Annotated in this window: 23 protein-coding genes and 2 pseudogenes; 12 read left to right on the forward strand and 13 right to left on the reverse strand. The window is 63.1% G+C overall.

From position 1 onward, the window contains the following. Nucleotides 1-2,502, forward strand: a complete 2,502-nt coding sequence (ligD, locus tag NKJ28_RS14790) for a DNA ligase D (protein WP_352636229.1) — start codon at nt 1-3, stop codon at nt 2,500-2,502. Between the two features lie 111 nt (nt 2,503-2,613). On the opposite strand, the gene NKJ28_RS14795 is transcribed toward ligD, so the two are convergent. Then, nucleotides 2,614-3,288, reverse strand: a complete 675-nt coding sequence (locus NKJ28_RS14795) for an ArsR/SmtB family transcription factor (RefSeq protein WP_352636231.1) — start codon at nt 3,286-3,288, stop codon at nt 2,614-2,616. A 69-nt stretch (nt 3,289-3,357) separates the two neighbouring features. On the opposite strand from NKJ28_RS14795, the gene NKJ28_RS14800 reads away from it, so the two are divergent. The 3 genes from NKJ28_RS14800 (at nt 3,358) to NKJ28_RS14810 (ending at nt 4,344) form a co-directional block, all read left to right on the forward strand. Further along, nucleotides 3,358-3,573, forward strand: coding sequence for a DUF1127 domain-containing protein (locus tag NKJ28_RS14800; RefSeq protein WP_352571582.1), 216 nt, complete (start codon nt 3,358-3,360; stop codon nt 3,571-3,573). A 97-nt stretch (nt 3,574-3,670) separates the two neighbouring features. Then, nucleotides 3,671-4,003, forward strand: a complete 333-nt coding sequence (locus NKJ28_RS14805) for an NIPSNAP family protein (RefSeq protein ID WP_352571581.1) — start codon at nt 3,671-3,673, stop codon at nt 4,001-4,003. Continuing rightward, entirely contained in the window at nt 4,000-4,344 is a 345-nt protein-coding gene (locus NKJ28_RS14810) for an antibiotic biosynthesis monooxygenase family protein (RefSeq protein ID WP_023679001.1), read from the forward strand. The genes NKJ28_RS14805 and NKJ28_RS14810 overlap by 4 nt, the downstream gene beginning before the upstream one ends. 6 nt (nt 4,345-4,350) lie before the next feature. On the opposite strand, the gene mbfA is transcribed toward NKJ28_RS14810, so the two are convergent. Continuing rightward, a complete protein-coding gene (mbfA, locus tag NKJ28_RS14815; RefSeq protein ID WP_352451856.1) occupies nt 4,351-5,334 on the reverse strand; it encodes an iron exporter MbfA in 984 nt (327 codons plus the stop codon). Between the two features lie 181 nt (nt 5,335-5,515). Here mbfA and NKJ28_RS14820 point away from each other — a divergent pair, with 181 nt between their 5' ends. The 3 genes from NKJ28_RS14820 (at nt 5,516) to NKJ28_RS14830 (ending at nt 7,764) form a co-directional block, all read left to right on the forward strand. Next, a complete protein-coding gene (locus NKJ28_RS14820; RefSeq protein WP_023679003.1) occupies nt 5,516-5,833 on the forward strand; it encodes a hypothetical protein in 318 nt (105 codons plus the stop codon). A 206-nt stretch (nt 5,834-6,039) separates the two neighbouring features. Continuing rightward, the gene (locus NKJ28_RS14825; protein WP_352571579.1) at nt 6,040-7,017 is read left to right on the forward strand and encodes a threonine ammonia-lyase; all 978 of its coding nucleotides are present in this window, start codon (nt 6,040-6,042) and stop codon (nt 7,015-7,017) included. A gap of 93 nt (nt 7,018-7,110) precedes the next feature. Next, nucleotides 7,111-7,764, forward strand: a complete 654-nt coding sequence (locus tag NKJ28_RS14830) for a glutathione S-transferase family protein (RefSeq protein WP_352636234.1) — start codon at nt 7,111-7,113, stop codon at nt 7,762-7,764. 36 nt (nt 7,765-7,800) lie between these two features. Here NKJ28_RS14830 and NKJ28_RS14835 read toward each other — a convergent pair whose 3' ends face one another. The 4 genes from NKJ28_RS14835 to NKJ28_RS14850 are packed head-to-tail and all read right to left on the reverse strand — an operon-like array spanning nt 7,801 to nt 11,529. Continuing rightward, nucleotides 7,801-8,937, reverse strand: a complete 1,137-nt coding sequence (locus tag NKJ28_RS14835; RefSeq protein WP_023679006.1) for an ABC transporter permease — start codon at nt 8,935-8,937, stop codon at nt 7,801-7,803. An 8-nt stretch (nt 8,938-8,945) separates the two neighbouring features. After that, complete coding sequence (locus tag NKJ28_RS14840) at nt 8,946-9,866, reverse strand: ABC transporter ATP-binding protein (RefSeq protein ID WP_023679007.1); 921 nt, start codon at nt 9,864-9,866, stop codon at nt 8,946-8,948. After that, entirely contained in the window at nt 9,863-10,816 is a 954-nt protein-coding gene (locus NKJ28_RS14845) for an HlyD family secretion protein (protein ID WP_023679008.1), read from the reverse strand. Before NKJ28_RS14845 ends, NKJ28_RS14840 begins: the two co-directional genes overlap by 4 nt. After that, nucleotides 10,813-11,529: a DUF1956 domain-containing protein gene (locus NKJ28_RS14850; RefSeq protein WP_023679009.1), complete on the reverse strand. Its 717-nt coding sequence runs from the start codon at nt 11,527-11,529 to the stop codon at nt 10,813-10,815. The genes NKJ28_RS14845 and NKJ28_RS14850 overlap by 4 nt, the downstream gene beginning before the upstream one ends. Nucleotides 11,530-11,617: 88 nt before the next feature. On the opposite strand from NKJ28_RS14850, the gene NKJ28_RS14855 reads away from it, so the two are divergent. The 3 genes and pseudogenes from NKJ28_RS14855 to NKJ28_RS14865 all read left to right on the forward strand — a co-directional run bounded on the left by NKJ28_RS14855 (nt 11,618) and on the right by NKJ28_RS14865 (nt 13,893). Then, nucleotides 11,618-12,091 carry a CYTH domain-containing protein gene (locus tag NKJ28_RS14855; RefSeq protein ID WP_023679010.1) on the forward strand — a complete coding sequence of 158 codons (474 nt, stop codon included), beginning with the start codon at nt 11,618-11,620 and terminating at the stop codon, nt 12,089-12,091. Continuing rightward, the gene (locus NKJ28_RS14860; protein ID WP_023679011.1) at nt 12,088-13,035 is read left to right on the forward strand and encodes a CHAD domain-containing protein; all 948 of its coding nucleotides are present in this window, start codon (nt 12,088-12,090) and stop codon (nt 13,033-13,035) included. Before NKJ28_RS14855 ends, NKJ28_RS14860 begins: the two co-directional genes overlap by 4 nt. A gap of 41 nt (nt 13,036-13,076) precedes the next feature. Next, nucleotides 13,077-13,893: pseudogene (locus NKJ28_RS14865) on the forward strand (C40 family peptidase). On the opposite strand, the gene NKJ28_RS14870 reads toward NKJ28_RS14865, so the two are convergent. Further along, the gene (locus tag NKJ28_RS14870) at nt 13,890-14,678 is read right to left on the reverse strand and encodes a helix-turn-helix domain-containing protein (RefSeq protein ID WP_023679012.1); all 789 of its coding nucleotides are present in this window, start codon (nt 14,676-14,678) and stop codon (nt 13,890-13,892) included. The pseudogene NKJ28_RS14865 and the gene NKJ28_RS14870 overlap by 4 nt on opposite strands. A gap of 115 nt (nt 14,679-14,793) precedes the next feature. Between NKJ28_RS14870 and NKJ28_RS14875 the strand changes: the two genes are divergently transcribed. Next, nucleotides 14,794-15,654: an SMP-30/gluconolactonase/LRE family protein gene (locus tag NKJ28_RS14875; RefSeq protein WP_023679013.1), complete on the forward strand. Its 861-nt coding sequence runs from the start codon at nt 14,794-14,796 to the stop codon at nt 15,652-15,654. 36 nt (nt 15,655-15,690) lie between these two features. Here NKJ28_RS14875 and NKJ28_RS14880 read toward each other — a convergent pair. The 3 genes and pseudogenes from NKJ28_RS14880 to NKJ28_RS14890 form a co-directional block, all read right to left on the reverse strand. Then, a pseudogene (locus NKJ28_RS14880) lies at nt 15,691-15,915 on the reverse strand (sodium-independent anion transporter); the annotation flags it as partial. A gap of 259 nt (nt 15,916-16,174) precedes the next feature. Then, a complete protein-coding gene (locus tag NKJ28_RS14885) occupies nt 16,175-16,876 on the reverse strand; it encodes a phosphatase PAP2 family protein (RefSeq protein ID WP_023679016.1) in 702 nt (233 codons plus the stop codon). 14 nt (nt 16,877-16,890) lie between these two features. Then, entirely contained in the window at nt 16,891-17,229 is a 339-nt protein-coding gene (locus NKJ28_RS14890) for a hypothetical protein (RefSeq protein WP_023679017.1), read from the reverse strand. Nucleotides 17,230-17,432: 203 nt separating this feature from the next. On the opposite strand from NKJ28_RS14890, the gene NKJ28_RS14895 reads away from it, so the two are divergent. Then, entirely contained in the window at nt 17,433-19,424 is a 1,992-nt protein-coding gene (locus NKJ28_RS14895; RefSeq protein ID WP_352636239.1) for a PhoX family protein, read from the forward strand. A 101-nt stretch (nt 19,425-19,525) separates the two neighbouring features. On the opposite strand, the gene NKJ28_RS14900 is transcribed toward NKJ28_RS14895, so the two are convergent. The 3 genes from NKJ28_RS14900 to NKJ28_RS14910 all read right to left on the reverse strand — a co-directional run bounded on the left by NKJ28_RS14900 (nt 19,526) and on the right by NKJ28_RS14910 (nt 21,607). Continuing rightward, on the reverse strand, nt 19,526-20,206 hold the full coding sequence (locus tag NKJ28_RS14900; RefSeq protein WP_352636241.1) for a GNAT family N-acetyltransferase: 681 nt from the start codon (nt 20,204-20,206) through the stop codon (nt 19,526-19,528). Next, nucleotides 20,203-20,694, reverse strand: a complete 492-nt coding sequence (locus NKJ28_RS14905; protein WP_023679020.1) for a MarR family winged helix-turn-helix transcriptional regulator — start codon at nt 20,692-20,694, stop codon at nt 20,203-20,205. Before NKJ28_RS14905 ends, NKJ28_RS14900 begins: the two co-directional genes overlap by 4 nt. 151 nt (nt 20,695-20,845) lie before the next feature. Further along, nucleotides 20,846-21,607: an ABC transporter permease gene (locus NKJ28_RS14910; protein ID WP_352451914.1), complete on the reverse strand. Its 762-nt coding sequence runs from the start codon at nt 21,605-21,607 to the stop codon at nt 20,846-20,848. Nucleotides 21,608-21,612: the final 5 nt, after the last annotated feature.

Here is a 21,612-nt window from a genome sequence, read left to right on the forward strand (position 1 = left end):
ATGGCCAGCCTCGAGCAGTATCACGCCAAGCGCAATTTCAAGAAGACGGCCGAACCAGCCGGCAAGGTTTCGCGCGGCAAGAAAGCCGTGCCGGGTGGCATTTTCGTCATCCACAAGCATGCCGCCACCAGGCTTCACTACGACCTTCGTCTCGAGCACGGCGGCGTGCTGTGGAGCTGGGCGGTGACGCGAGGCCCGAGCCTCGACCCGCACGAAAAGCGGCTCGCCGTGCATGTCGAGGACCACCCGATCGACTATGCGCCGTTTGAAGGCACCATCCCGAAGGACCAATATGGCGGCGGCTCGGTCATTGTCTGGGATGAGGGAACTTGGGTCCCCGATGGCGACCCGGCAAAGGCGATGAAGAAAGGCCATATCAGTTTCGAACTGCATGGCCACAAATTGCATGGCGCATGGCATCTGGTGCGGCTGAAGCCGCGTCCGGGCGAAAAGCGTGACAACTGGTTGCTGATCAAATCCGACGATGCCGCCGCGCGTCCGGGCGAGGACATTTTGCAGGAGGCGCCGCAATCGGTGAAATCCGGCCTGACCATCGAGGAGGTCGGCCAAGGCAAGACCGCCGACGGCAAGAAGCCAAGCGTCTGGCAGTCCGACAGGCCGGCTACCGGCAAGAAGGCAGTCGCGGCAAGGCGGCTCGAATTCATCGAACCGGCGCTCGCAACGCTGGAGCGGGACGCGCCGCCCGGCAAGGACTGGCTGCATGAGGTGAAGTTCGACGGCTATCGCATGCAGGCGCAGCTTGCCGGCACCGAGGTGCGGCTTTTGACACGCACCGGCCTCGACTGGACCGACAAATTCGGTGGCGCGATTGTCGCCGCACTTGGCGGCCTGAAATGCACCGACGCCATCATCGACGGCGAAATCGTCGTGCTGGCGGATAACGGCGTCTCGTCATTCTCGCTGCTGCAGCAGGATCTGTCGGCGGGCCGTACGGATCGTTTCATCTACTATGTCTTCGACCTGTTGCGTCTCAACGGTGAGGATATCCGTTCCGAGCCGCTGGTCGAGCGCAAGGAAAGGCTGCGCACTTTGCTCGCCGGACAGGCCGAGGATCAGGCCGTGCGCTTCAGCGACCACTTTGCCGAGCCCGGCAAGATCATGCTGGAGCATGCTTGCCGGCTGGGGCTCGAAGGCGTCGTCTCCAAGCGTGCCGATGCGCCCTACCGCAGCGGTCGTGTTCCCTCGTGGGTGAAGTCGAAATGCACGGCGCGCCAGGAATTCGTCATCGGCGGCTATATGCCGTCGGACAAGACCGGGCGCGGCCTGCGCTCGCTGCTGGTCGGCTATTACGAGGGCGGCAAGCTGCGCTATGCCGGCCGCGTCGGCACCGGCTTCACGGCCAAAAGCACCAACGAGTTGAAGAAGAGGCTTGATGCGCTAAAGACGACGTCCTCGCCCTTCGACAGGGCGGTGCCAAGGGGCAAGGGGCTGGTCTGGGTCAAGCCCGAACTTGTCGGCGAGGTGGAGTTTCGCAGTTGGACGTCGGACCGTATAATACGCCACGCGTCGTTCCAGGGACTGCGCGAGGACAAGCCGGCGGAGGAAGTCGTGCAGGAGAAACCGAAAGCACACTCAGCGCCGGCAGAGCAGCCCAAGGCAAAGCCCGCCAAACCCGCCGGGACGGCGAAAACGTCGGTTACGCTGTCTCGCCCGGACAAGCTTCTGTGGCCGCAGGAGAAGGTATCGAAGCAGGATCTGGTCGATCATTATGAATTGGTCTGGCCGCGCATGAAGCAGTTCATCGTCAATCGGCCGCTCAGCTTGGTGCGGGCGCCGGACGGCGTCGGCGGCCCACGCTTTTTCCAGAAGCATGCCTCAGCGGGCATGAGTGAAAAAATAGCCGTGATGAAGGATCCGACGGACGGCGAGGAAATCCTGTTCATCCGCGATTTCGACGGCGTCGCGGCGCTGGTGCAACTGGGCGTCGTCGAGATCCACATCTGGGGCTCGACCACCAACGAGCTGGAAAAACCCGACCAGATCATCTTCGATCTCGATCCGGACGAGGGCGTCGACGTGAAGGCGGTGCGTGCCGCGGCGCTCGATATCCGCGGCCGGCTCGACGAACTGTCCCTGCCGAATTTCGTCAAGACCTCGGGCGGCAAGGGCTATCATGTCGTCGTGCCGCTGAAGCCGTCGGCGGATTGGGACGAGGTCAAAGGCTTCGCCCATGAGTTCGCCCGAGCGCTCGAACAGGCCGCGCCCGACCGCTACACGGCGACGCTGTCGAAGAGGGCGCGCACCGGCAAGATTTTCGTCGATTATCTGCGCAACGGCCGCGGCGCCACCACGGTTGCGCCCTATTCGTCGCGCGCCAAAAAGGGAGCCACGGTATCGATGCCGGTGACCTGGGCGGAGATCGAGGCCGGATTGCCGCCGAACGCCTTTCCGATCGGCGACAAGACGACGCTGAAGCGGCTCGGGCAAGCCGATCCCTGGGCGGATTTTTTCAAGCAGGCAAAGCCGCTCAAGCGCGGCTAGAGCAATTTCAGGAAAGTGTGAAACGGTTTTCCGTCCGGAATTGCGTCAAAACAAAAAGATAGAGTGGTTCGGCGTTCCCGTGAAACGCCGAACGCGCATCGAAGCGCGCCGTCAGGCGAGAAACGTCTTCTCGAAGGCCTGCTTGCCTACCGGTGAAAAGATCACGGCACGGCTGTCCTTCTCGCGCCGTGCCCATTTCTCGGCGAGGACCTTGTCGAGAATGGCGGCGCCCAGCGCGCCGGCAAGATGCGAACGCCTCACGCTCCAGTCGAGGCAGGCGCGGCACACCGGTCGCCGCGCTTTGGTATGGATGTCGATGCCGATCGCGGCGAAATGCGAGGCGGCCGACGGCCCAAGCTGGATCACCTTGTCGTCGCGCAGGAGCACTTGTCGAGCCACAAGACGGTCCAGCATCGCCACCGCCTGCTCGCCGGCGAGGTGATCGTAGCAGACCCGCGCCACGCGCATGGCCGCGTCGCGAGGGCCGGGTCGCACCCTCTGCGGTCCGACCGCAGCGGCAACGCCGGTGATGGCTTCGATCATTCCCGCCACCTGCGGGCCGGCGAGGCCGTAATAGCGGTGCCGCCCCTGGCTCGCCAGTGTCAGCAGCCCGCCTTCCATCAGCTTCGACAGATGCGAGCTCGCTGTCGGAAGCGACACCCCGGCTTCGAGTGCCAGTTCGCTCGCCGTCAGTGCCGTGCCGCCCATCAGTGCGGACAGCATGTTTGCCCGCGCCGGATCGCCCACCAGGCTGGCAATGCGGGCTATGTCAGGTCCTTCGCGCATAGTTCGTTCCTCATCGAAGCATCCTCGTCAGATAAAGCATTAGTCTCGATGCAAATCAAGGAGACAACGATGCCTGCAAGGACCATTCTCAGCGCCGCGCCTGCTCGCCGGCCGTTCCCGTTCATTGTCTTGCGCCGCTTGCGGCTGCGGCTCCTGAAGCGGTGGTACGACCGTCATTTGCAGCGTCTCGACCTCGCCGAGATCGACGATCATCTGCTGCGTGACCTTGGCCTGACACCCGAAGACGTCCGTCGCGAGTGCGCGAAATCCTTCTGGCAAACCTGACCGGCCAGCGAATTTGCCTAGCATATCGATCTTCGGAACGTTTCGACCCGGCTCGAACTGTGACCGCCAGAAAACATCCACCGCCAAGGAGGCGAAAATGACCATCACCTGCTTCATCCGCTACGAGATCGATCCGTTCGGCAAGGCGGCATTCGAGGAATATGCACGCAATTGGGGGCAGGCGATCCCGCGCTGCGGCGCCGATCTGATCGGCTATTTCGCGCCGCACGAAGGCTCGGCCACCACGGCTTATGCCGCCTACAACATCGACAGTCTTGCGGCCTACGAAGCCTACCGCGCCCGGCTCGCCGCCGATCCCGCCGGCAAGGCGAACTACGAGTTCGCCCGACGGGAAAAATTCATTCTGAAGGAGGACCGCATCTTCCTCAAGCTGGCCTCCGGGCCGCATGCTCCTTCGGTGAAGCCATGATCGCCGTCATCTTCGAGGTCGAGCCGGCGGCGGGCAAGCGCGATGCCTATCTCGGCATCGCCGCCGACCTGCGCCCACTGCTCGACGGCATCGACGGTTTCCTGTCGATCGAGCGCTTCCAGAGCCTTGCCGATCCGAACCGCATCCTGTCGCTGTCCTTCTGGCGCGACGAGGACGCGGTGAAGACCTGGCGCAACACGCAGGAACATCGGCAGGCGCAGAAGGCCGGGCGCGGCGGTATCTTTGCGGACTATCGTTTGCGCATCGCCCATGTCGTGCGCGATTACGGCCTGACCGAACGCGCCGAGGCGCCTCAGGACAGCCAGGCGGTAAATGGTTAAGGACTGTTAGGCATTCCCGATCAGCACCCCTGCCGCAAACACCAGCGCGCCACCCAGCACCACCTGGAAGGCGGCGCGCCAGAATGGCGTCTGCATGTAGCGGTTCTGCACGAAGGCGATCGCCCACAGCTCGAAGAAAACCACCACGGCGGCGACAATGGTCGCCGTCCAAAAAAGCGGGATTAGATAGGGCAGCGCATGGCCGAGCCCGCCCAGCGTCGTCATGACGCCGACGGTCAGCCCGCGTTTTGCCGGCGAGCCGCGGCCCGATAATTTGCCGTCGTCGGAAGCCACCTCGGTGAAACCCATCGAGATGCCAGCGCCGATCGAGGCGGCAAGCCCGACCAGAAAGGTCTGGAACGTATCATGCGTGGCAAAGGCGGCGGCAAAGATCGGCGCCAGTGTCGACACCGAGCCATCCATCAGCCCGGCCAGCCCCGGTTGGACATAGGTCAGGATGAACTGGCGCTGCTCGGCTGCCGTTTCTTCGTCCTTGACCGCGCCCGGCACATGCTTTTGCTCCAGCCGCTGCGCCAGTGTCTCGTGGCCCTGTTCTGCGATCGCCAGGTCGTCGAGCAGCTTTCGCGTCGACGCATCGCCTGTGCGTTTGGCCGCCTCGATATAGAACAGGTAGGCCTGCCGCTCCATGGCCTCGGCTTGGCTGCGCACATGATCGATGCCGAGCGGCCTCACCAGCCAGTCCGGCTTGCGTTCGTAATAGCCCTTCACATGTTCGCGCCGGATCAGCGGTATGCGCTCGCCGAAACGCTTGCGGTAAAGCTCGATCAGCGAATCGCGATGGCCGTCCTCCTCCTCCGCCATCTCCTCGAACACCTTGGCCGATTGCGGAAAGCTCTCCGCCAGCCCGTCGGCATAGGCGCGATAGATGCGCCCGTCATCCTCCTCGGAGGAGATGGCGAGCGCCAGGATCTCCTGTTCCGAGAGCGATTCAAAGGGACGGCGGCCGAAGCCGAAAACGCGGGAAAGCATGAGAAATTCACCCTAGTTTAGAATAGTTCTAAACTATGACCTCGCACGTCGCCGGTCAATCGTGTGCGCTCCACTCATGCTCAAAAGGTACAGGCTTCAAAATCCCGAACACATCGCCGTTGCTATCGGCAAACGTTCACTTATATAACCGAATCTCAACCAAGAGAAAGGAACGCCGCAGATGCCGGAAAAACAGCAGCTGTTTGATCCCAAACCGGTTCTCGACCTTATCGCTAATATTGAGGCGGATCTGCAGCGCCTGAAAGGCCTAGTCGAGCAGCAGGTCGAAAAATTCGATCCCGCCAATCCGCACAACAAGGCTCCCGACGGCAAGTTGACCGAGGAGGGCGTCGAGTGCTGCTATCGGCTGTTCGACGAGGGCAAGTCGCGCTATTCGGTCGCCCAACAGATGAAGATCTCCTTCGCCGCCGCCACCCACCGCTTCAACACCTGGCGCAAGATGGGCGGCCCCAAACGGCAAAAGACGCTGTTGGGGTGAGGAGCGGCAGGCTATGCCGGTCAATCGACAACGATTTGTCGACTGAAGCGACGAATGCATGGCAGAGGGCCGAGGAGGCGGTGGGGACAGTCACGCCCCACTCTCCTGCCTCCAAGGACGAATTGTAACGGTCACATTTTTTCATTGGTGCGCCGCCTCCCTTTCCGTGCAGCATAGGCGGTCTCATCTCTTGCAGGACCCTAGCCATGACCACCCCTCCCGGCATCGCCGATATTCACAGCGCAGCAGCGCGATTGTCCGGACTGATCGTCGAAACGCCGCTGATCGAATCGCCGGAGTTGAACAAGCGCTTCGGCGCCAGGATCCTGTTCAAGCCCGAGACGTTGCAGCGCACCGGCTCGTTCAAGTTCCGCGGTGCATACAACAAGCTCTCCTCGCTCTCGGCGGAAGAACGCGCCCGCGGCGTCGTCGCCTTCTCGTCGGGTAATCACGCGCAAGGCGTCGCCGCCGCGGCGGCGATGTTCGGCGTCAAGGCCGTAATCGCCATGCCTACCGACGCGCCGGCGATGAAGGTCGGCAATGTCAGGAAGATGGGCGCCGAAGTGATCACCTTCGACCGGGTCCGCGACGATCGCACTGCCGTCGTCCGTTCTTACGTGGAAAAGGGCATGGTCCTGGTGCCGCCCTACGACGATCCGGCCATCATCGCCGGCCAGGGCACGATCGGCCTCGAATTGATGCGCCAAGCAAGAGCGCTTGGCGTCAGCCTCGATGCGGTAGTGGTTCCCTGCGGCGGCGGCGGGTTGAGCAGCGGCATTTCTATCGCGGTCAAGGACGCCTCGCCGGGCACCGCCGTCTTGGCCGTGGAACCCGAGCATTTCGACGACACACGCCGCTCGCTGATCAAAGGCGCCAGGGTGTCGAACGCGCCCGGCCACACCTCGATCTGCGATGCCCTTCTCGTCGCCGAGCCCGGCGCGATCACTTTCGAAATCAACCGCAAGAATCTCGCCGGCGCCATCGCCGTTTCCGACAGCGCGGTGACACAGGCGATGCGCGACGCGATGGCTTGCTTGAAGCTGGTCGTCGAACCTGGCGGTTGCGTCGGCTTGGCCGCGCTGTCGTCAGGCGAAATCGACCTTGCCGGCAAATGCATTGCCGTGGTGCTCTCCGGCGGCAATGTCGATCTCAGCACCTATGCCGAGATCATTGCTGCCGGCTAGGATAGCAATCAGTTCCAGCTCATGTGCCGATTTCGAGGTGCTCAAGCGTCCGTTGCACCCGGTCGAACCGGTACCCTTCAAAGACTGAGATCAATGAAACTGTTCTTCAGCCGCAATCCCAATCCTCGCCTCGCGGTCGCGGTGGCACGGTATCTCAACGCCAAGGTCGAGTTTGAATTCGCCTCTCCCTTCGCTCCGGGCCAGGCCGAGCGATTTCGCCCGCTCAATCCAAATCTTTCATTGCCCATCCTTATAGGTTCGGGAAAAAGCCTCTGGGAGGCCGACGCCATAGCTTGTCGGCTTTCGCGCGATATGCATTCGGATTTCTGGCGCGCTGGCGACGACGAGCCCGAGATGATCCGATGGCTGAGTTGGGGGAAAGAGAACTTCGCAAGAGCCTGCGATGTCGTGCATTTCGAACGCGGGACCAAACAGCGCTATGGGCTCGGCCCGATAGATCAGGCGCGGGTTGAGGAGGGCCTGAGCGACTTCCGCACGGCCGCTGCCATACTTGATGCCGAGCTTTCCCAGCGAGAATGGCTGGTCGGCGCTTCGGTTTCCTATCCCGACTTTCGAATGGCGACGTTTCTGCCCTTCAACGATGTCGCCCGATTGCCGCTCGATGACTATCCCTCTGTCAGTCGCTGGTATCTTCAACTCGAAGAAATCGACGCCTGGCGCGATCCCTTCGAAGGGCTCAATGCGCCTGAGTTGACACCGGTCCCGGGCCAGGCCAAGTCCGTGTGAATCTCGATCATTTGCAAAAGCGGATCGAGTTCGACCCTAATCCAGCGTCCGGCGGAACCGCACCAGCGCAATACCGGCGAACAGGGCCACGAACACCACCAGCCAGCCGATTTCCGTTGCCACCGCCGGCAGTTCGGCGCCCTTCAGCATCACCGCGCGGATGATGCGCAGGAAATGCGTCAGCGGCAGCACCTCGCCAAAGACCTGCGCCCAGTCCGGCATGCCGCGATAGGGGAACATGAAGCCGGACAGCATGATCGACGGCAAGAAGAAGAAGAAGGTGAGCTGCAGGGCCTGCATTTGCGTGCGGGCGATCGTCGAGATCGTGTAGCCGAGCAGCACCAGCGCCAAGACGAAGATAAGGACCGCCGTCAACAGCAGCGACATCGATCCGGTGAAGGGGATGGCAAACAGAAGCTTCGAGGCTGCCAGCACCACCAGCACCTGCACGGCGCCGACCGCCAGATAGGGCAGCACCTTGCCCAGCATGATCTCGAGCGGGCTTGACGGCATCGCCAGAAGGTTCTCCATCGTGCCGCGCTCGGTCTCGCGCGTCAGCGCGATCGAGGTCATCATCACCATCGTCATCTGCAGGATGACGCCGAGCAGGCCGGGCACGATGTTGTATTGCGAGACGGCTTCCGGATTGTAGCGCCGGTGCACCACCACCTGGAGCTGGCCCCGGGCAGCCTCGGCCGCCGTTTCCTGCATGCCGCGTGCCCTGAGCAGCGCCTGGTTGGCGACGGTGCCGAGCGTCGAGATGGCGCCGCTGGCGACGGCCGGATCGGTCGCATCCGCCTCGATCAGAATCTGCGGGCTGTCGCCGCGCTCGACCCGCCGGGCAAAATCGGCGGGAATGGTGACGACGAAGGCGACGTCGCCGCGCGCCATCAGGAATTCGGCTTCGGCGGCACTTTGCGCGACGTGGTCGAAGCGGTAATAGCCGGTGGTCTGCAGCGCCGAAACCATGGCTCGTGTGTAAGGATCGCTGCTCATCGCCACCAGCGCTGCCGGCAGGCTCTTCGGATCGTTGTTGATGGCATAGCCGAACAGCACCAGCTGCATCAACGGTACGCCGAGCATCATGGCGAAGGTGATGCGGTCGCGCCGCATCTGGATGAACTCCTTGATCAGCAGCGCGCCTAGCCTGGCGAACGAAAAGATGCTGTTTATCCCATTTTTCATCCCATGTTGTCCTTCGAACCGGACATGAACTGGATGAACACATCCTCCAGGCTGGTCTCGCCGGGCGTCACCGTAACGCCCTCGTGCTCTTTCTCGACATCGGCGAGCGCTGCCTGAAGTGCCGTCCTGTCGGAGCCGACGACATGCAGCGTCGCGCCGAACGGCGCCACCTGGTCGACGCCGGGGCGGCCATGAAGTGCGGCAGCGACCTGATCGAGCCGCGGCCCTTGCAGGACGAAGGTGGTCAGCCCGGCATTCCTCACCACGTCCTCGACCGTGCCGGTGGCCAGCATCTTGCCGTAGGAGATGTAGCTGATGCGATGGCAGCGCTCGGCCTCATCCATGTAATGGGTGGAGACCAGCACGGTCAGGCCGCCGCTCGCCAGCCGGTGGATCTCGTCCCAGAATTCGCGTCGCGCTTTCGGGTCGACGCCCGCCGTCGGTTCATCGAGCAGCAGCAGTTTCGGCTTGTGCATGATGCAGGCGGCCAGCGCCAGCCGCTGCTTCCAGCCGCCGGACAGGGTACCGGCCAACTGGTTCCTGCGCGATGTCAGGCCGAGCTCCTCAAGCGTCTTAGCCACGTGCTCGTCGAGCGGCTTCAGCCGGTACAGCCGAGCCACGAATTCGAGATTCTCGCCGATCGTCAGATCTTCGTAGAACGAGAATCTCTGCGTCATGTAGCCGACTTCGCGTTTGATCCGCAGGCTGTCGGTGCGGATGTCGAAGCCCAGAACCGTGCCTTCGCCCTCATCCGGCGTCAGCAAGCCGCACATGATGCGGATGGTCGTCGTCTTGCCCGAGCCGTTCGGCCCGAGGAAGCCGACGATCTCGCCCTCGGCCACAGCCATAGTCACATGATCGACGACGGTCTTGTCGCCAAAGCGTTTGACCAGGCCGTGCACGTCGATGACGTTCATTTTCCGATGTCCGCCAGATCGACGTCGACGATCTGCCCGGGCTGCAAGGCGCTGGCGTCGCCCTCCGGCCGCGCTTCGACCAGATAGACCAGCTTTTGCCGGGTCTCGAGCGAGTAGATCACCGGCGGCGTGAATTCCGGATCGGGCGACACATAGCTGACGCGTGCCTTCACGCCCGACCCGCAGCCGTCGCAATGGACGTTGAGCAGCGTGCCGACGTCGACCGAGGAGAACGCGCTTTCCGGCACATAGACGCTGAGCTTCACCGCGCCGTCCGGCAGCATGGAGATGACCGGCGCGGTCGGACCGGCCGTGTCGCCTGGATAGCGGATGACATCGTTGACCCGGCCGGGCGAGGGCGCGGTCAGCACACGCTTCGACAGCCGCCATTGCGCTTGCTCCAGCGCCGATTGCGCCTGCCTGACTTGATTGTCGGCGGCCTTGATAGTCTCCGGCCGTGCCGGCAGGCCGCCGACCGCGAGATTGGCCTCCGCCTGGCCGACCTGCGCGTTGGCCGTCTCGAGAGCCGCGGAAGCCGTGTCGTAGTCGGCCTGTGTGCCGGTGCCGCGTTTGAACAGATCGCTGGCGCGGGTGTATCTGCGTTTGGAGTCGGCGGCTTGTGCTTTGGCCATGTCGACCTGCGCCTTGAGCACCGCGATCTCTTCCGGCCGCTTGCCGACCTGCAGATCGGCGAGTTGCGCCTGGGCTTGCGCAAGCGCTGCCTCGGCTTGTGCGATGGCGATCTTGGCGTCGGCGTTTTCCAGCGTCACCACCGGCGTGCCGGGCGCGACGCGGTCGCCTCGCTTGACCGCAATCGTCTCGACCTGCGCCACCTCGATCGGCGCGAGCAGCACATAATCGCCCTCGACGTAGCCGACGGCGAGCGGTGCTGCCGGCGCGCAGGCGCTGAAAAGCTGGGCGGCAAGCGGCAAAGAACAGAGCAGGCTCATGATCCACGATCCTTCCGGACAGCCAAATCGCGCCGAGCTAAAATCGCGCTGAGATTGTCGGTTATTGTTGCCGCGATCTTGCCGGCCTCGTCGTCGCCGATCTCGCGCCAGCCCATCCGGCGCATAACTGCCTCGCGGCCGATGCGGAAATAGACGACCTGGCCGATCAGCGTGAATACGGTGAGTTTAGTGCGCTCGCTCTCGGCCGGCTCGCCCGTCGCCTGTTCCCAGATCAGGCAGAGTCGGTGATGCGCCGGTTCGAACACGCCATCATAGATACGGTCGAGCGCGGCGGTTGGATGAGACAGCTCACGCAGGACGAACTGTACAATCTCGCCGGCTTCCGGCCTTGCCGCGATGAAGGCGACCATCCGCTCCAGTGCGACGGCCAAATGTGCCCGCGCGGCCTCGGCGTCCGCCAATGCCGCGGCCGGCGCTTGCAGATTGCCGATCGCCTGGCCGGCAACGGTCTGGATGGTGTCGACGATGTAGTCGGCCGCCGCGTTGCGGAGCCCTTCCTTGCCGCCGAAATGATAGGCGATCGAGCCGATATTGGCCTTGGCCTCGGCCGCGATCTGGCGCGTTGACGTGCCGTCGAAACCCTGGCGTCCGAACAGCTTCAGCGCCGCGCGCACGAGTGCCGTCCGCGTCATATCCGCGGCGGTCTTGGGCGCCTCATGAGGAAGGCCGCTGGCGCTGGGCGATTTGATCATGGCCAACAATTTAATCAATCGAATGATTAAAGTCAAGTGCGGTCAAGCGGCTTGCCAACTCTGGCCGTGCGCGCTTTAGTGCCTGGCCATGGGCAAGGAAATCGAGCGTAAGTTCCTGGTCTCAGGTGAGGAATGGCGGGCAATGGTCGAGGCGGACATTCATATCCGTCAATTCTACCTAGTCGCCGAACCCAGCCGCACGGTGCGTGTGCGCATCAGCAACGATGCGGCCGCCAAGCTGACGCTCAAGTTCGGCAGCCAGGCACGCGAGCGCGACGAATTCGAATATCCGGTACCTTTGGCGGAGGCGCAGGAGATGCAGGCCTTTGCCATCGGACATGTCATCGAGAAGACACGCCATCATGTTAGACACCGCGGCTATCGCTACGAAGTCGATGTCTTCGGCGGGACGCTTGCGGGGTTGGTGATCGCCGAGCTCGAGACGCCGGATGATGTACAGGACGAAATGCTGCCACATTGGCTCGGCCGTGAAGTCACCGGCGAGCCGAGATTTTACAACGCGTCGCTCGCCCTTGGGGGGATTCCGGAGATCGTCGCATGAGCTTTCGTATCGATCCGCGCATGTCGCTGACCGGAGAGGTCAGGCGCATCCTCGCCGAGGAGATCGGCAAGGCGCTTGTCCATCTGGACGCCGCGCGTGACAGGCCCGAACAGGGGCTGCACAAATGCCGCAAACGGCTGAAGAACGTCCGCGCCTTGCTGCGCCTTGTCCGTTCCGGAGACGAAACATTCTGCGTGACGGAGAATCAGTGCTACCGCCAGGTGGCGGCCCTGCTTGCCGGTCCGCGCGAGGCGACCGCACTGGTGGAAACAATCGACCGGCTGGCGGCAAGCTTTCCCGAGCAAAGTGCCGGCGATGGCCTCGGTGCCGTGCGTGACAGGCTCGTCGCGCGCCAGCATGAACTGCATGGCGGAGCAGGCCTCGATGCTGCGATAGGCGCGGCGATTTCCGCTTGCGAGGAAGGTGTCGCCCGGATCGACAAGCTCGCTCTGCCCGACCAGCCGGAGCAGGCTGCCGACGTGCTCGCCGAAGGCGCGCGCACCACTTTGCGCCGCGCCAGGAAAGCGCTGGACAAGGCGGCTTCGCGCGGCGAAGCCGATGACTTTCACGATCTGCGCAAGGCGGCCAAGACGCATGGCATGCACCTGTCGCTGCTCGGCAGGCTGTGGCCGACGCCGATCAAGACGCGGCGCAAGGCCGTCGACGAATTGGGCGAGCGGCTTGGCGAGTTCCACGATGTGTTCGTCATGCGCGCGCTTCTAGATGCCGAGGACCAACCGCTCGGCCCCCCTGAGGAGACGCGGTTGCTTGCCAAGCTGCTGAAGCGCTCGGAAAAGGGCCTGAAAAAGACCTGCCTCGCCGAGGCGGCCGAGCTTTTCGGCGACAGTCCGAAGCGCTCGACGAGGAAGCTCGCCCGCAAGGTGCGCGAAGATCTCACAGCGGCACCGCAGCACGAAGACGCCGGCGCGCCTGGCGTGGGCTGATCATGGTCTAATTTGCCGCCCTGTGGTAATCGCCGTCTGGCATGACCGAGCCCGGCGACACGCTTCTGACCGACTTGGCCGCTGGCTTGCAGGCCGGCTGCAGGAGGAATCGACCTTCTACGAGCCTTACACGCCGTCGGATGCCGAAACGCTGCGCCGCACGCTTGAGCCCGGCGACATCCTACTCATCGAAGGTAACCAGAAGATCTCGGCGGCGATCAAATACCTCACCCAGTCGACCTGGTCGCATGCCGCCTTCTATGTCGGCGATGCATTACCGGAGCCGGAGGACGGATCGGAGCGGCGGCGCCTGATCGAGGTCACGCTCGGCGATGGCTGCATCGCCGTGCCGCTGTCGCGCTATCGCAGCTACAACACCCGCATCTGCCGTGCGAGTGGCCTGGCTCCGGATGACCGCGAAGCGGTCGTCGCGTTCATGATCGGCAGGCTCGGTCTCAGATACGATCTCAAGAACATATTCGACATGCTGCGCTACTTCTTGCCGACGCCGCCGGTGCCGGTGCGCTGGCGCCGCCGCATGCTGGCTTTCGGTTCCGGCGACCCGACGCGCGCCATCTGCTCGTCGCTGATGCCGAGGCCTATGGCCTGATCCGCTACCCGATCCTGCCGGAGATTACCCGGGCGCCTGGCCGTGCCTCGGCCCAGTCGAGCTATTCGCGCAGGGAAATCCTGCACATCTGCCATCACTCGCTCTACACGCCGCGCGATTTCGACCTGTCGCCCTATTTCCGTATCGTCAAGCCGACGCTGGAATACGGCTTCGACTACCGGCAGATGGTCTGGGATGACAAGCCCAGGATTGCCGATGCCGAGACAAGGGCTCAGGGTGGCGGCTAGGCCGGTAGCTTTGCGGCGGCCCGGCCGGGTGTCCGCGCGCCTGCGTCGCGCGGATGCGGCCCGATCGGCATGATCACCGGGAACGGCGTTGCGCCGAACGCGAACGTCCATTTGTAACCGACCAGCCCGTCTTCGGGCGTCGTGTGCTGGTCGTGATGGGCAAGCAATTTGGCGCGCTCCGCCAATTCCTCAGCCTCGCGCTTGATCATTTCCGCCGTTTCCGGCCGCATCCGCCTGGAGAAGCTGACGAACGTCGCCTCGCGCTCAAGATGGGTAATGGCCCAGCCGATGAAATTCTTGTTGGTCATCTCGAACAGCGGCCGCAATGGCCCGTCGAAATTCCACTGGATCGGCGCCTCGACCAGCAGCCTTGCCGACAGGCCGCGACCGAGCGCGACCAGGCCGAGTTCCTCGAGGTCGCGCAGATAGAGGAACATCGAAGCCTCGCTCAGCCCTTGTGAGCGCATGATGCCTTCGGGCGTGAATTTCTCGGAAAGCATGACAAAGACGAACAGCAGTGCCGGCCGCCCGGCGAGCTTGCGCTCGATCTCCGGCGCGATCTGGTTGGCGGGTCCTGGTCCTCTGTTCATAGAGCCGAGCACGTTCTCCAACTCTACGCCGGCGGCAGTGCAGATCTCCATCAGCCGGTCGAGCTTGCAGTTGCGCTCGTGGAAGATGCGCTTCACCGTCGGCTCGGAAACACCCATCCGCTCGGCAAGGACGCGATAGGTGATGCCCTTTGCCTTAAGCGTCCGCTTCAGCGCTTCGAAGATCAGGCCGTTCATGGGATGCACCTCTTTTGCACGATTTGGTATCAGCCTTCGGTACTAGTCCTGATAGATCTTCCCGAAAAGTATCGAAAGGCCTAGCTCTCCGCCAGTCCATTACAGGAGACTAGCCATGAAGAGCCTCTTCACCTCGATACTTCTCGCCCTGGTCGGCATCGCGGCCGCGCCAGCAGTTCAGGCCGCTGAACTCTGGCGCACCGGCGGCCTCGAGCAGCCTGAATCGGCGCTGTTCGACGCCGCCGGCCAGCGCGTTATCGTCTCGAACATCGTCGGCAATCCCGGCGAAGCCGACGGCAACGGCTATCTGTCGATCCTGTCGATGGACGGCAAGCTAGTCACGCAACACTGGACCGACGGCATGGACGCGCCCAAGGGCATGGCGATTGTCGGCGGCAAACTCTACGTCGCCGACCTCACCCATGTGCGCGTCGTCGATCTCGCAAGCGGCAAGCTAACATCGACGATCGACGTGCCGAACGCGGTCTTCCTCAACGACGTGACCGCCGACGCGTCCGGCAAGATCTACGTCACGGATATGCTTGCCGATACGATCTATCGCATCGACGGCGACCGGCCCGAACTGTTCGTCAGGGATGCGGCGCTTGCTTCGCCGAATGGCATCTTCGCCGATGGCGGCCGGCTGATCGTCGCTTCCTGGGGCAAGGGCATCAAGCCCGACTTCAGCACCGCGGAGCCGGGCGGCCTGCTCTCGGTCGATCTTGCTACCAAGGCCGTTTCGCCACTGCCCGGCGCGGAAAAGTTTGCCAACCTCGATGGCGTCGTTGCCATCGGCGGCAGCATCTACGCCACCGCGTATATGACCGGCACGCTCTACCGCTACAAAGCCGGCGGCACGCCGCAAGCGGTTGCGACGTTCAAACCGGGCAGCGCCGACATCGGCACCGACGGCAAGTCGACAATCTTCGTGCCGCTGATGAACGACGGCGAGATCGCGGCATTGGGCCTCGACTAAGCCAGCCATCGGCTCAGGCGGCGGGCGCGGCTTTCTTCAGCTGCGCCCGCGATCCGTGATCGAGGCGGCATAAGTCACCAGCGGCCGCTTGACGCCGTGGTTGATCAGCATGCGGCGTATCTGCGGCGAAGCGCCTGATATAATGAAGCGAACGCCGGCGCGGCTCGCCTTGTGGGCCGCACCCTCGATGACATTGGCCGCCGTTGAATCGAAGAACGGCACCGCCGAACAGTCGAGGATGAAGTTCCTGCGCTGGCGCGGTCGGCGACGTCTTCCTGCACCAAGGATTGATGGTCTGCCTCCAAACATGCAGCACTCTTTGCCAGCCGATGCGCTGTCATGCTACAAACCTCGGCATCGTTTGGCGGGACATCCACTGCGATCCCGATTTCACAGGCACGACTTCAAAAGGATGAGCGGGTGAAGATATTCAAAGCGTTGGCGACCTCGACAGCCTTGCTGTCGATGGTTTTCCTGCTGGCAGGCTGCGGTCATGGCCTGATCAACAGGCTGATTTGAGTCAGGTGCCGTCGGCCCGCCCAAGCCATCGCTGCAGGAACCGTGCCGCAAGCCAGCACAGCATCGCCCAGGCAAAGCCGGCGCACCAGCCGGCCAATACGTCGGACGGCCAGTGGACGCCGAGATAGATGCGGCTGATGCCGACCACCACCGTCGTCAGCACCGCCAGCCCGAGTACATAGATCTTCGTTGTCCGCCCGGGCAAAAACCGCGCCGCCATGCTGCCCAGCGTCAAATATGTCACCGCCGACAGCATGGCGTGGCCGCTCGGAAACGAAAGCGATGCCACATCGGCGAGATGCGAGACCAGATCAGGGCGCGGCCGGTCGATGTCGAATTTCAGCACGCTTGACAGGAGCTGGCCGCCCGCTACCGCGACGAACATGAGAAGCGCCGCGCCTGGCCTGCGGATAAGGAGCAGGTAGACGATCATTGCTGCCGTGATCACCACCAGTACGCTGGCGCTGCCGAGGCTGGTGATGTCGCGCATCGCCCCTTCCAGCCACGCCGGTCCGATCGGATTGTCGGGCTGCCCGGCCTTGCGGAAGGCAAGCAGGATTTCGGTGTCGAAGGCATGCGGCGTGGTGGCCCGCGCCAGCTCCATCAGCTCCTCGAACCCCCACAGCCCGCCGGCAATGACCAGCCCGGCCAGCAGAACCGGGAACTCCAGCCAGTTGCGCAGTCTGCTTGCAATCTTCTTCATCGGCCCGATCGCAGTTACAGCCTTTGCAGATAGGGCCCGAGCGTGATCAGCGCCACAGCTGCGATGGCAAGCACGATGCCGGTTGCCTGTAAGGCATTGACGCGCTCGCCGAAGAAGACCAGCGCCACCACATTCACCGACACCAGCTGGATCACCGCCGACAGGCTGAACGACACCGACATGCCGAATTCACGGATCAGCCTCAGCATGATCAGATTGCCCAGCGAATAGAGCGCCAACGTCAGCACAATCTTGCCGAGGCTCGGCGCCAGCCCCCACTGTTTTGCGGCCATCGCCGCCAGCAGGAAGATTACCGTCGAAACGCAGAGCTGCCCAAGTCCCCAGAAACTCACTTTTGTTCTCTCCCGATGTGTCCCTACGCGCCTGCCGCAGCTCTTGTTTCCGAAGCGCCGGTCGCGGTCAAGCGGGCCCGATGTTGGACACGAAATCGCAGATGGTAATTAGCCGGCATGTCATCAAACTGTGACCTGCCGGCGATACCGGATTGGCCAGGCAACACGCTCCAGCAATCCATCCAGCCAGAGGCAGGCCCACTATGACCGAACATCGCTCCCCTGACGCCCATTTCCGCACCAGCGTGCTCGAGGAAAATGATGGGCCAGGAGCCAATCCCACCAACAACCGCACCATGGGTGAGATCATCGCCGCGCGGTTCTCGCGCCGGGGCTTCCTCAAGGGCTCGCTTGCCGTCTCGGCCATAGCCGCTACCGTCAGCCCGCTGGCGCTGATCACCGCCGACAATGCCCGCGCCGCCGAAGGCTCCGCCTTCGCTTTTGACGAGCTCGAGGCCGGCATCGACGACAAGCATCACGTCGCACCCGGCTATGACGCCGATGTACTGCTGCGCTGGGGCGATCCGCTGTTCGCCGATTCGCCGGAATTCGATCCGACAAAACAGTCGGCGGAAGCCCAGGCCAGACAATTCGGCTACAACAACGACTATGTCGGCTATATCCCGATCGACGGCTCGGCCGAGCACGGCCTGCTGGTGGTCAACCACGAATACACCAATCCGCACCTGATGTTTCCGGGCCTCGTCACCATCGTCGACGGCAAGGCCAAGCAGGCGCCCCTCAGCAAGGAACAAGTCGACGTCGAGATGACGGCGCATGGCGGCACTATCGTCGAGATACGCAAGGTATCAGGCAAATGGCAGGTCGTTCGCGACGGCAAGCTCAACCGCCGCATCACCTCCAACACCGAGATCGCGCTCTCCGGCCCGGTCGCCGGCCACGACCGCGTCAAGACCAGCGCCGATCCGACCGGCACGAAGATCATCGGCACCATCAACAATTGCGCCGGCGGCGTCACGCCATGGGGCACCTATGTCATGGCCGAGGAGAACATCCACGGCTATTTCTCGGGCGAGCTGCCGCAGGGGCATAAGGAAGCCGCCAATTACAAGCGCCTCGGCATTCCCGAAGGTGCCTATGAATGGGCAGCGCATTACGACCGTTTCGACATCGGCAAGGAGCCGAACGAGCCGAACCGCTTCGGCTGGATCGTCGAGGTCGACGTCCAGGATCCGACTTCGGCGCCGAGGAAGCGCACCGCGATGGGGCGCTTCAAGCATGAGGGCGCCGAATCAATCGTCGCCAAGGATGGCCGTGTCGTCTTCTATCTCGGCGACGACGAGCGCTTCGACTATGTCTATAAGTTCGTCACCACAGGCAAGTTCGATCCGGACGACCGCGCCGCCAACATGGATTTGCTCGACGACGGCACCTTGCATGTCGCCAAGTTTGCCGACGACGGTTCGGTCGAGTGGCTGCCGATCGTCTTCGGCCAAGGGCCGCTGACGGCGGAGAACGGCTTTGCCAGCCAGGCCGACGTGCTGATCGAGACGCGCCGCGCCGCCGACCTGCTCGGCGCCACCAAGATGGACCGTCCGGAAGACATCCAGCCCAATGCCACCAACGGCAGGGTCTATGTCATGCTGACCAACAATTCGAAGCGCAAGGCCGACCAGGTCGACGCCGCCAACCCGCGTGCCGAAAATGCCTTTGGCCACATCATCGAGATCGTCGAGGACGGCGGTGATTTCACCGCGACAAAGGGCAGGTGGGAAATCCTGCTGAAATGCGGCGATCCCGCTGTGGCCGACGTCGGCGCCACCTTCTCGACCGCAACCACCGCCAATGGCTGGTTCGGCATGCCGGATAATTGCGCGGTCGATTCGGCCGGCCGCCTCTGGGTCGCCACCGACGGCCAAGGCCCGAAAGCCACCGGCCGCACCGATGGTCTGTGGGCTGTCGATACGGAGGGGACGGCACGGGCGACATCAAAGCTGTTCTTCCGCGTGCCGATCGGCGCCGAAATGTGCGGTCCCCTGTTTGCGCCGGACGACCAGACCGCCTTCGTTGCCGTCCAGCATCCGGGCGACGGCGGCGAGGACTGGGAGGCTTTCGGCCGTCCGTCCTACTATGAGGATTTGTCGACGCGCTGGCCCGACTTCAAGCCGGACATGCCGGTGCGCCCGGCGGTCGTTGCCATCACCAGGCAAGGCGGCGGCAAGATCGCGGTCTGACACGCAGCAAGGTCTTGCAGTCTCAAGGAAGGATTTCGGCCATACGAAATCCTTCCTTCCGATACGGGATGCATCCATGCTGCGCATCAGGCGCCGACTAATCATTCGCTGCGCTGAACCACGGCGACATTCATTGTGCTTCGCAACCTGAAGCCGATGGACTCGTATAACGCTATGGCCGCGGCGTTGCTGGCATAGGCGTGGAGATAGGGAACTTCGCCGCGCGCCACTATCCGGTTTGCCACGAATAGGGACAGCAGCTTGCCCAGGCCACCGCCGCGAAATTCCGGATGTGAGCACACCCCGCTGAGTTCGGTATAGCCAGGTTGCTTCATGCGCTCGCCGGCCATTGCCGCAAGCCTGCCCTCGATTTTCACACCCCAAAAATCGCCCAGGCTCAAGGCTTCGAGCGTGAATGGGCCAGGCTTGGTGAGCAATGCCAGGGCGAGCATCTCAGCAGCATCGTCTCGGGTCAGACGATGCACGCGCGGGTCGGAGACGATCTGCAATGGCTGCTCGGCGATCATCTGAACCCCGGCTGCGGTCGAAGTCGCGGAAAGCCCGGTGGGCAGAGCAATCGCGTCCGCTTGAAGCAGGATCACACTCTCGCCCGGGGAGACAAGCTTTTCGAGCGCCCGCAGGCTTTCCGGGTCGTCCGCGCCAGTGGCGGCGAAAGGGACGATCGACGGCCGATATCGCATGGCGAGGTTGTCACCCTCCGCGACGGCCCGATGTCGCGTCTGAAGCGCGCTCCAGATAGGGCGGTCGAGCAGATGTCTCATTGCGCGGCACCCTCAGGCTTATTTACACGACGGTCGAGAGGGGCAGCGGCGAGGCCGTCCTCGATGGCAGCCAGCTGCTCAAGAAGTGGCCCCGAAAAACCTGCGCACAAATCCGCGACCACGTTCTCGATGCAAGGCCAGACGTCGCGCTTTGCGACATCGACCAGCCGCCGGCCGTCCCGAGTAAGCGAGACGATCCTGCGCCGCTGGTCATCGGTCGACGGACTGACCTCGAGCAGTCCCAATCCGGCCAGAAGCGAGACGCTTCGCGTTACGCCTGGCTGCGCGATGCCAAGGGATTGCGCCAGTTCCCCGACCGACAGCGGACCCAGTCTGTCGAGCGCGGCCAGCAGCGGGTATTGGCTCGCCTGAACCGGGACATCCAGCCTGTCGAGCAGGCGCTGCGCCTCCGCTTGCAGTTGCTCGCCTATACGCTTCAGCCTGCTGCCCAGGCACAGGAAGCCAAGCGATCGTATGACGTCTTCCATAGGTCAATTCATCCCATGAACATGTATATAACAATGCATGAAAAGCAAGATCGAGGCATTCAAGCGCGGGTTCCAGGCATCGGGCGTATGTCGCCTTCGGCAAGGAAAGGTCGATCGATAAGGCTGCTTCGCCTGGACGAGGCCCGTTCGATCAGTTGCGCAGCCGGTAGCCGGTCCTGAAGATCCAGGCGACGATCGCTATGCAGATGAGCAGGAAGACCACCGTCATGCCGAGGCTGACGCCGACCGAAACGTCGGACTTGCCGTAGAAGCTCCAGCGGAACCCACTGACCAGGTAGACCACCGGGTTGAACAGCGTCACCGTGCGCCAGATGCCGGGCAGCATGTTGATCGAATAGAAGCTGCCGCCGAGGAAGGTCAGCGGCGTGATGATCAGCAGCGGCACCAGCTGCAGCTGCTCGAAGCTCTTCGCCCAGATGCCGATGATAAAGCCGAACAGGCTGAAGGTCACCGCCGTCAGCACCAGGAAGGCGAGCATCCAGAACGGATGCTCGATCGTCAGCGGCACGAACAGCGAGGCCGTCGCCAGGATGATCAGGCCAAGCACGATCGACTTTGTCGCCGCGCCCCCGACATAGGCGATGACGATCTCCAGATAGGACACCGGCGCGGACAGCAATTCGTAGATCGAGCCGACGAATTTCGGAAAATAGATGGCGAAGGAGGCGTTGGAGATCGATTGCGTCAGCAGCGACAGCATGATCAGCCCCGGTACGATGAAGGCGCCGTAGCTGATGCCGTCGATCTCGGTGATGCGCGAGCCGATGGCCGAACCGAAGACGACGAAATAGAGCGACGTCGAAATGACCGGCGAAACGATGCTCTGCAGCACAGTGCGAAGGGCGCGCGCCATCTCCACCCGATAGATCGCCCATACCGCATGAAGATTCATGGCCG

The organism is Mesorhizobium sp. M0145, assembly GCF_040322355.1.
Lineage (GTDB): Bacteria > Pseudomonadota > Alphaproteobacteria > Rhizobiales > Rhizobiaceae > Mesorhizobium.

What these genes read in the sequence shown, in the direction of transcription:
- ligD (WP_352636229.1), top strand. Translation starts at nt 1, where the DNA reads ATGGCCAGCCTCGAGCAGTATCACGCCAAGCGCAATTTCAAGAAGACG.
- NKJ28_RS14795 (WP_352636231.1), bottom strand. Translation starts at nt 3,288, where the DNA reads ATGCGCGAAGGACCTGACATAGCCCGCATTGCCAGCCTGGTGGGCGAT.
- NKJ28_RS14800 (WP_352571582.1), top strand. Translation starts at nt 3,358, where the DNA reads ATGCCTGCAAGGACCATTCTCAGCGCCGCGCCTGCTCGCCGGCCGTTC.
- NKJ28_RS14805 (WP_352571581.1), top strand. Translation starts at nt 3,671, where the DNA reads ATGACCATCACCTGCTTCATCCGCTACGAGATCGATCCGTTCGGCAAG.
- NKJ28_RS14810 (WP_023679001.1), top strand. Translation starts at nt 4,000, where the DNA reads ATGATCGCCGTCATCTTCGAGGTCGAGCCGGCGGCGGGCAAGCGCGAT.
- mbfA (WP_352451856.1), bottom strand. Translation starts at nt 5,334, where the DNA reads ATGCTTTCCCGCGTTTTCGGCTTCGGCCGCCGTCCCTTTGAATCGCTC.
- NKJ28_RS14820 (WP_023679003.1), top strand. Translation starts at nt 5,516, where the DNA reads ATGCCGGAAAAACAGCAGCTGTTTGATCCCAAACCGGTTCTCGACCTT.
- NKJ28_RS14825 (WP_352571579.1), top strand. Translation starts at nt 6,040, where the DNA reads ATGACCACCCCTCCCGGCATCGCCGATATTCACAGCGCAGCAGCGCGA.
- NKJ28_RS14830 (WP_352636234.1), top strand. Translation starts at nt 7,111, where the DNA reads ATGAAACTGTTCTTCAGCCGCAATCCCAATCCTCGCCTCGCGGTCGCG.
- NKJ28_RS14840 (WP_023679007.1), bottom strand. Translation starts at nt 9,866, where the DNA reads ATGAACGTCATCGACGTGCACGGCCTGGTCAAACGCTTTGGCGACAAG.
- NKJ28_RS14845 (WP_023679008.1), bottom strand. Translation starts at nt 10,816, where the DNA reads ATGAGCCTGCTCTGTTCTTTGCCGCTTGCCGCCCAGCTTTTCAGCGCC.
- NKJ28_RS14850 (WP_023679009.1), bottom strand. Translation starts at nt 11,529, where the DNA reads ATGATCAAATCGCCCAGCGCCAGCGGCCTTCCTCATGAGGCGCCCAAG.
- NKJ28_RS14855 (WP_023679010.1), top strand. Translation starts at nt 11,618, where the DNA reads ATGGGCAAGGAAATCGAGCGTAAGTTCCTGGTCTCAGGTGAGGAATGG.
- NKJ28_RS14860 (WP_023679011.1), top strand. Translation starts at nt 12,088, where the DNA reads ATGAGCTTTCGTATCGATCCGCGCATGTCGCTGACCGGAGAGGTCAGG.
- NKJ28_RS14870 (WP_023679012.1), bottom strand. Translation starts at nt 14,678, where the DNA reads ATGAACGGCCTGATCTTCGAAGCGCTGAAGCGGACGCTTAAGGCAAAG.
- NKJ28_RS14875 (WP_023679013.1), top strand. Translation starts at nt 14,794, where the DNA reads ATGAAGAGCCTCTTCACCTCGATACTTCTCGCCCTGGTCGGCATCGCG.
- NKJ28_RS14885 (WP_023679016.1), bottom strand. Translation starts at nt 16,876, where the DNA reads ATGAAGAAGATTGCAAGCAGACTGCGCAACTGGCTGGAGTTCCCGGTT.
- NKJ28_RS14895 (WP_352636239.1), top strand. Translation starts at nt 17,433, where the DNA reads ATGACCGAACATCGCTCCCCTGACGCCCATTTCCGCACCAGCGTGCTC.
- NKJ28_RS14900 (WP_352636241.1), bottom strand. Translation starts at nt 20,206, where the DNA reads ATGAGACATCTGCTCGACCGCCCTATCTGGAGCGCGCTTCAGACGCGA.
- NKJ28_RS14905 (WP_023679020.1), bottom strand. Translation starts at nt 20,694, where the DNA reads ATGGAAGACGTCATACGATCGCTTGGCTTCCTGTGCCTGGGCAGCAGG.
- NKJ28_RS14910 (WP_352451914.1), bottom strand. Translation starts at nt 21,607, where the DNA reads ATGAATCTTCATGCGGTATGGGCGATCTATCGGGTGGAGATGGCGCGC.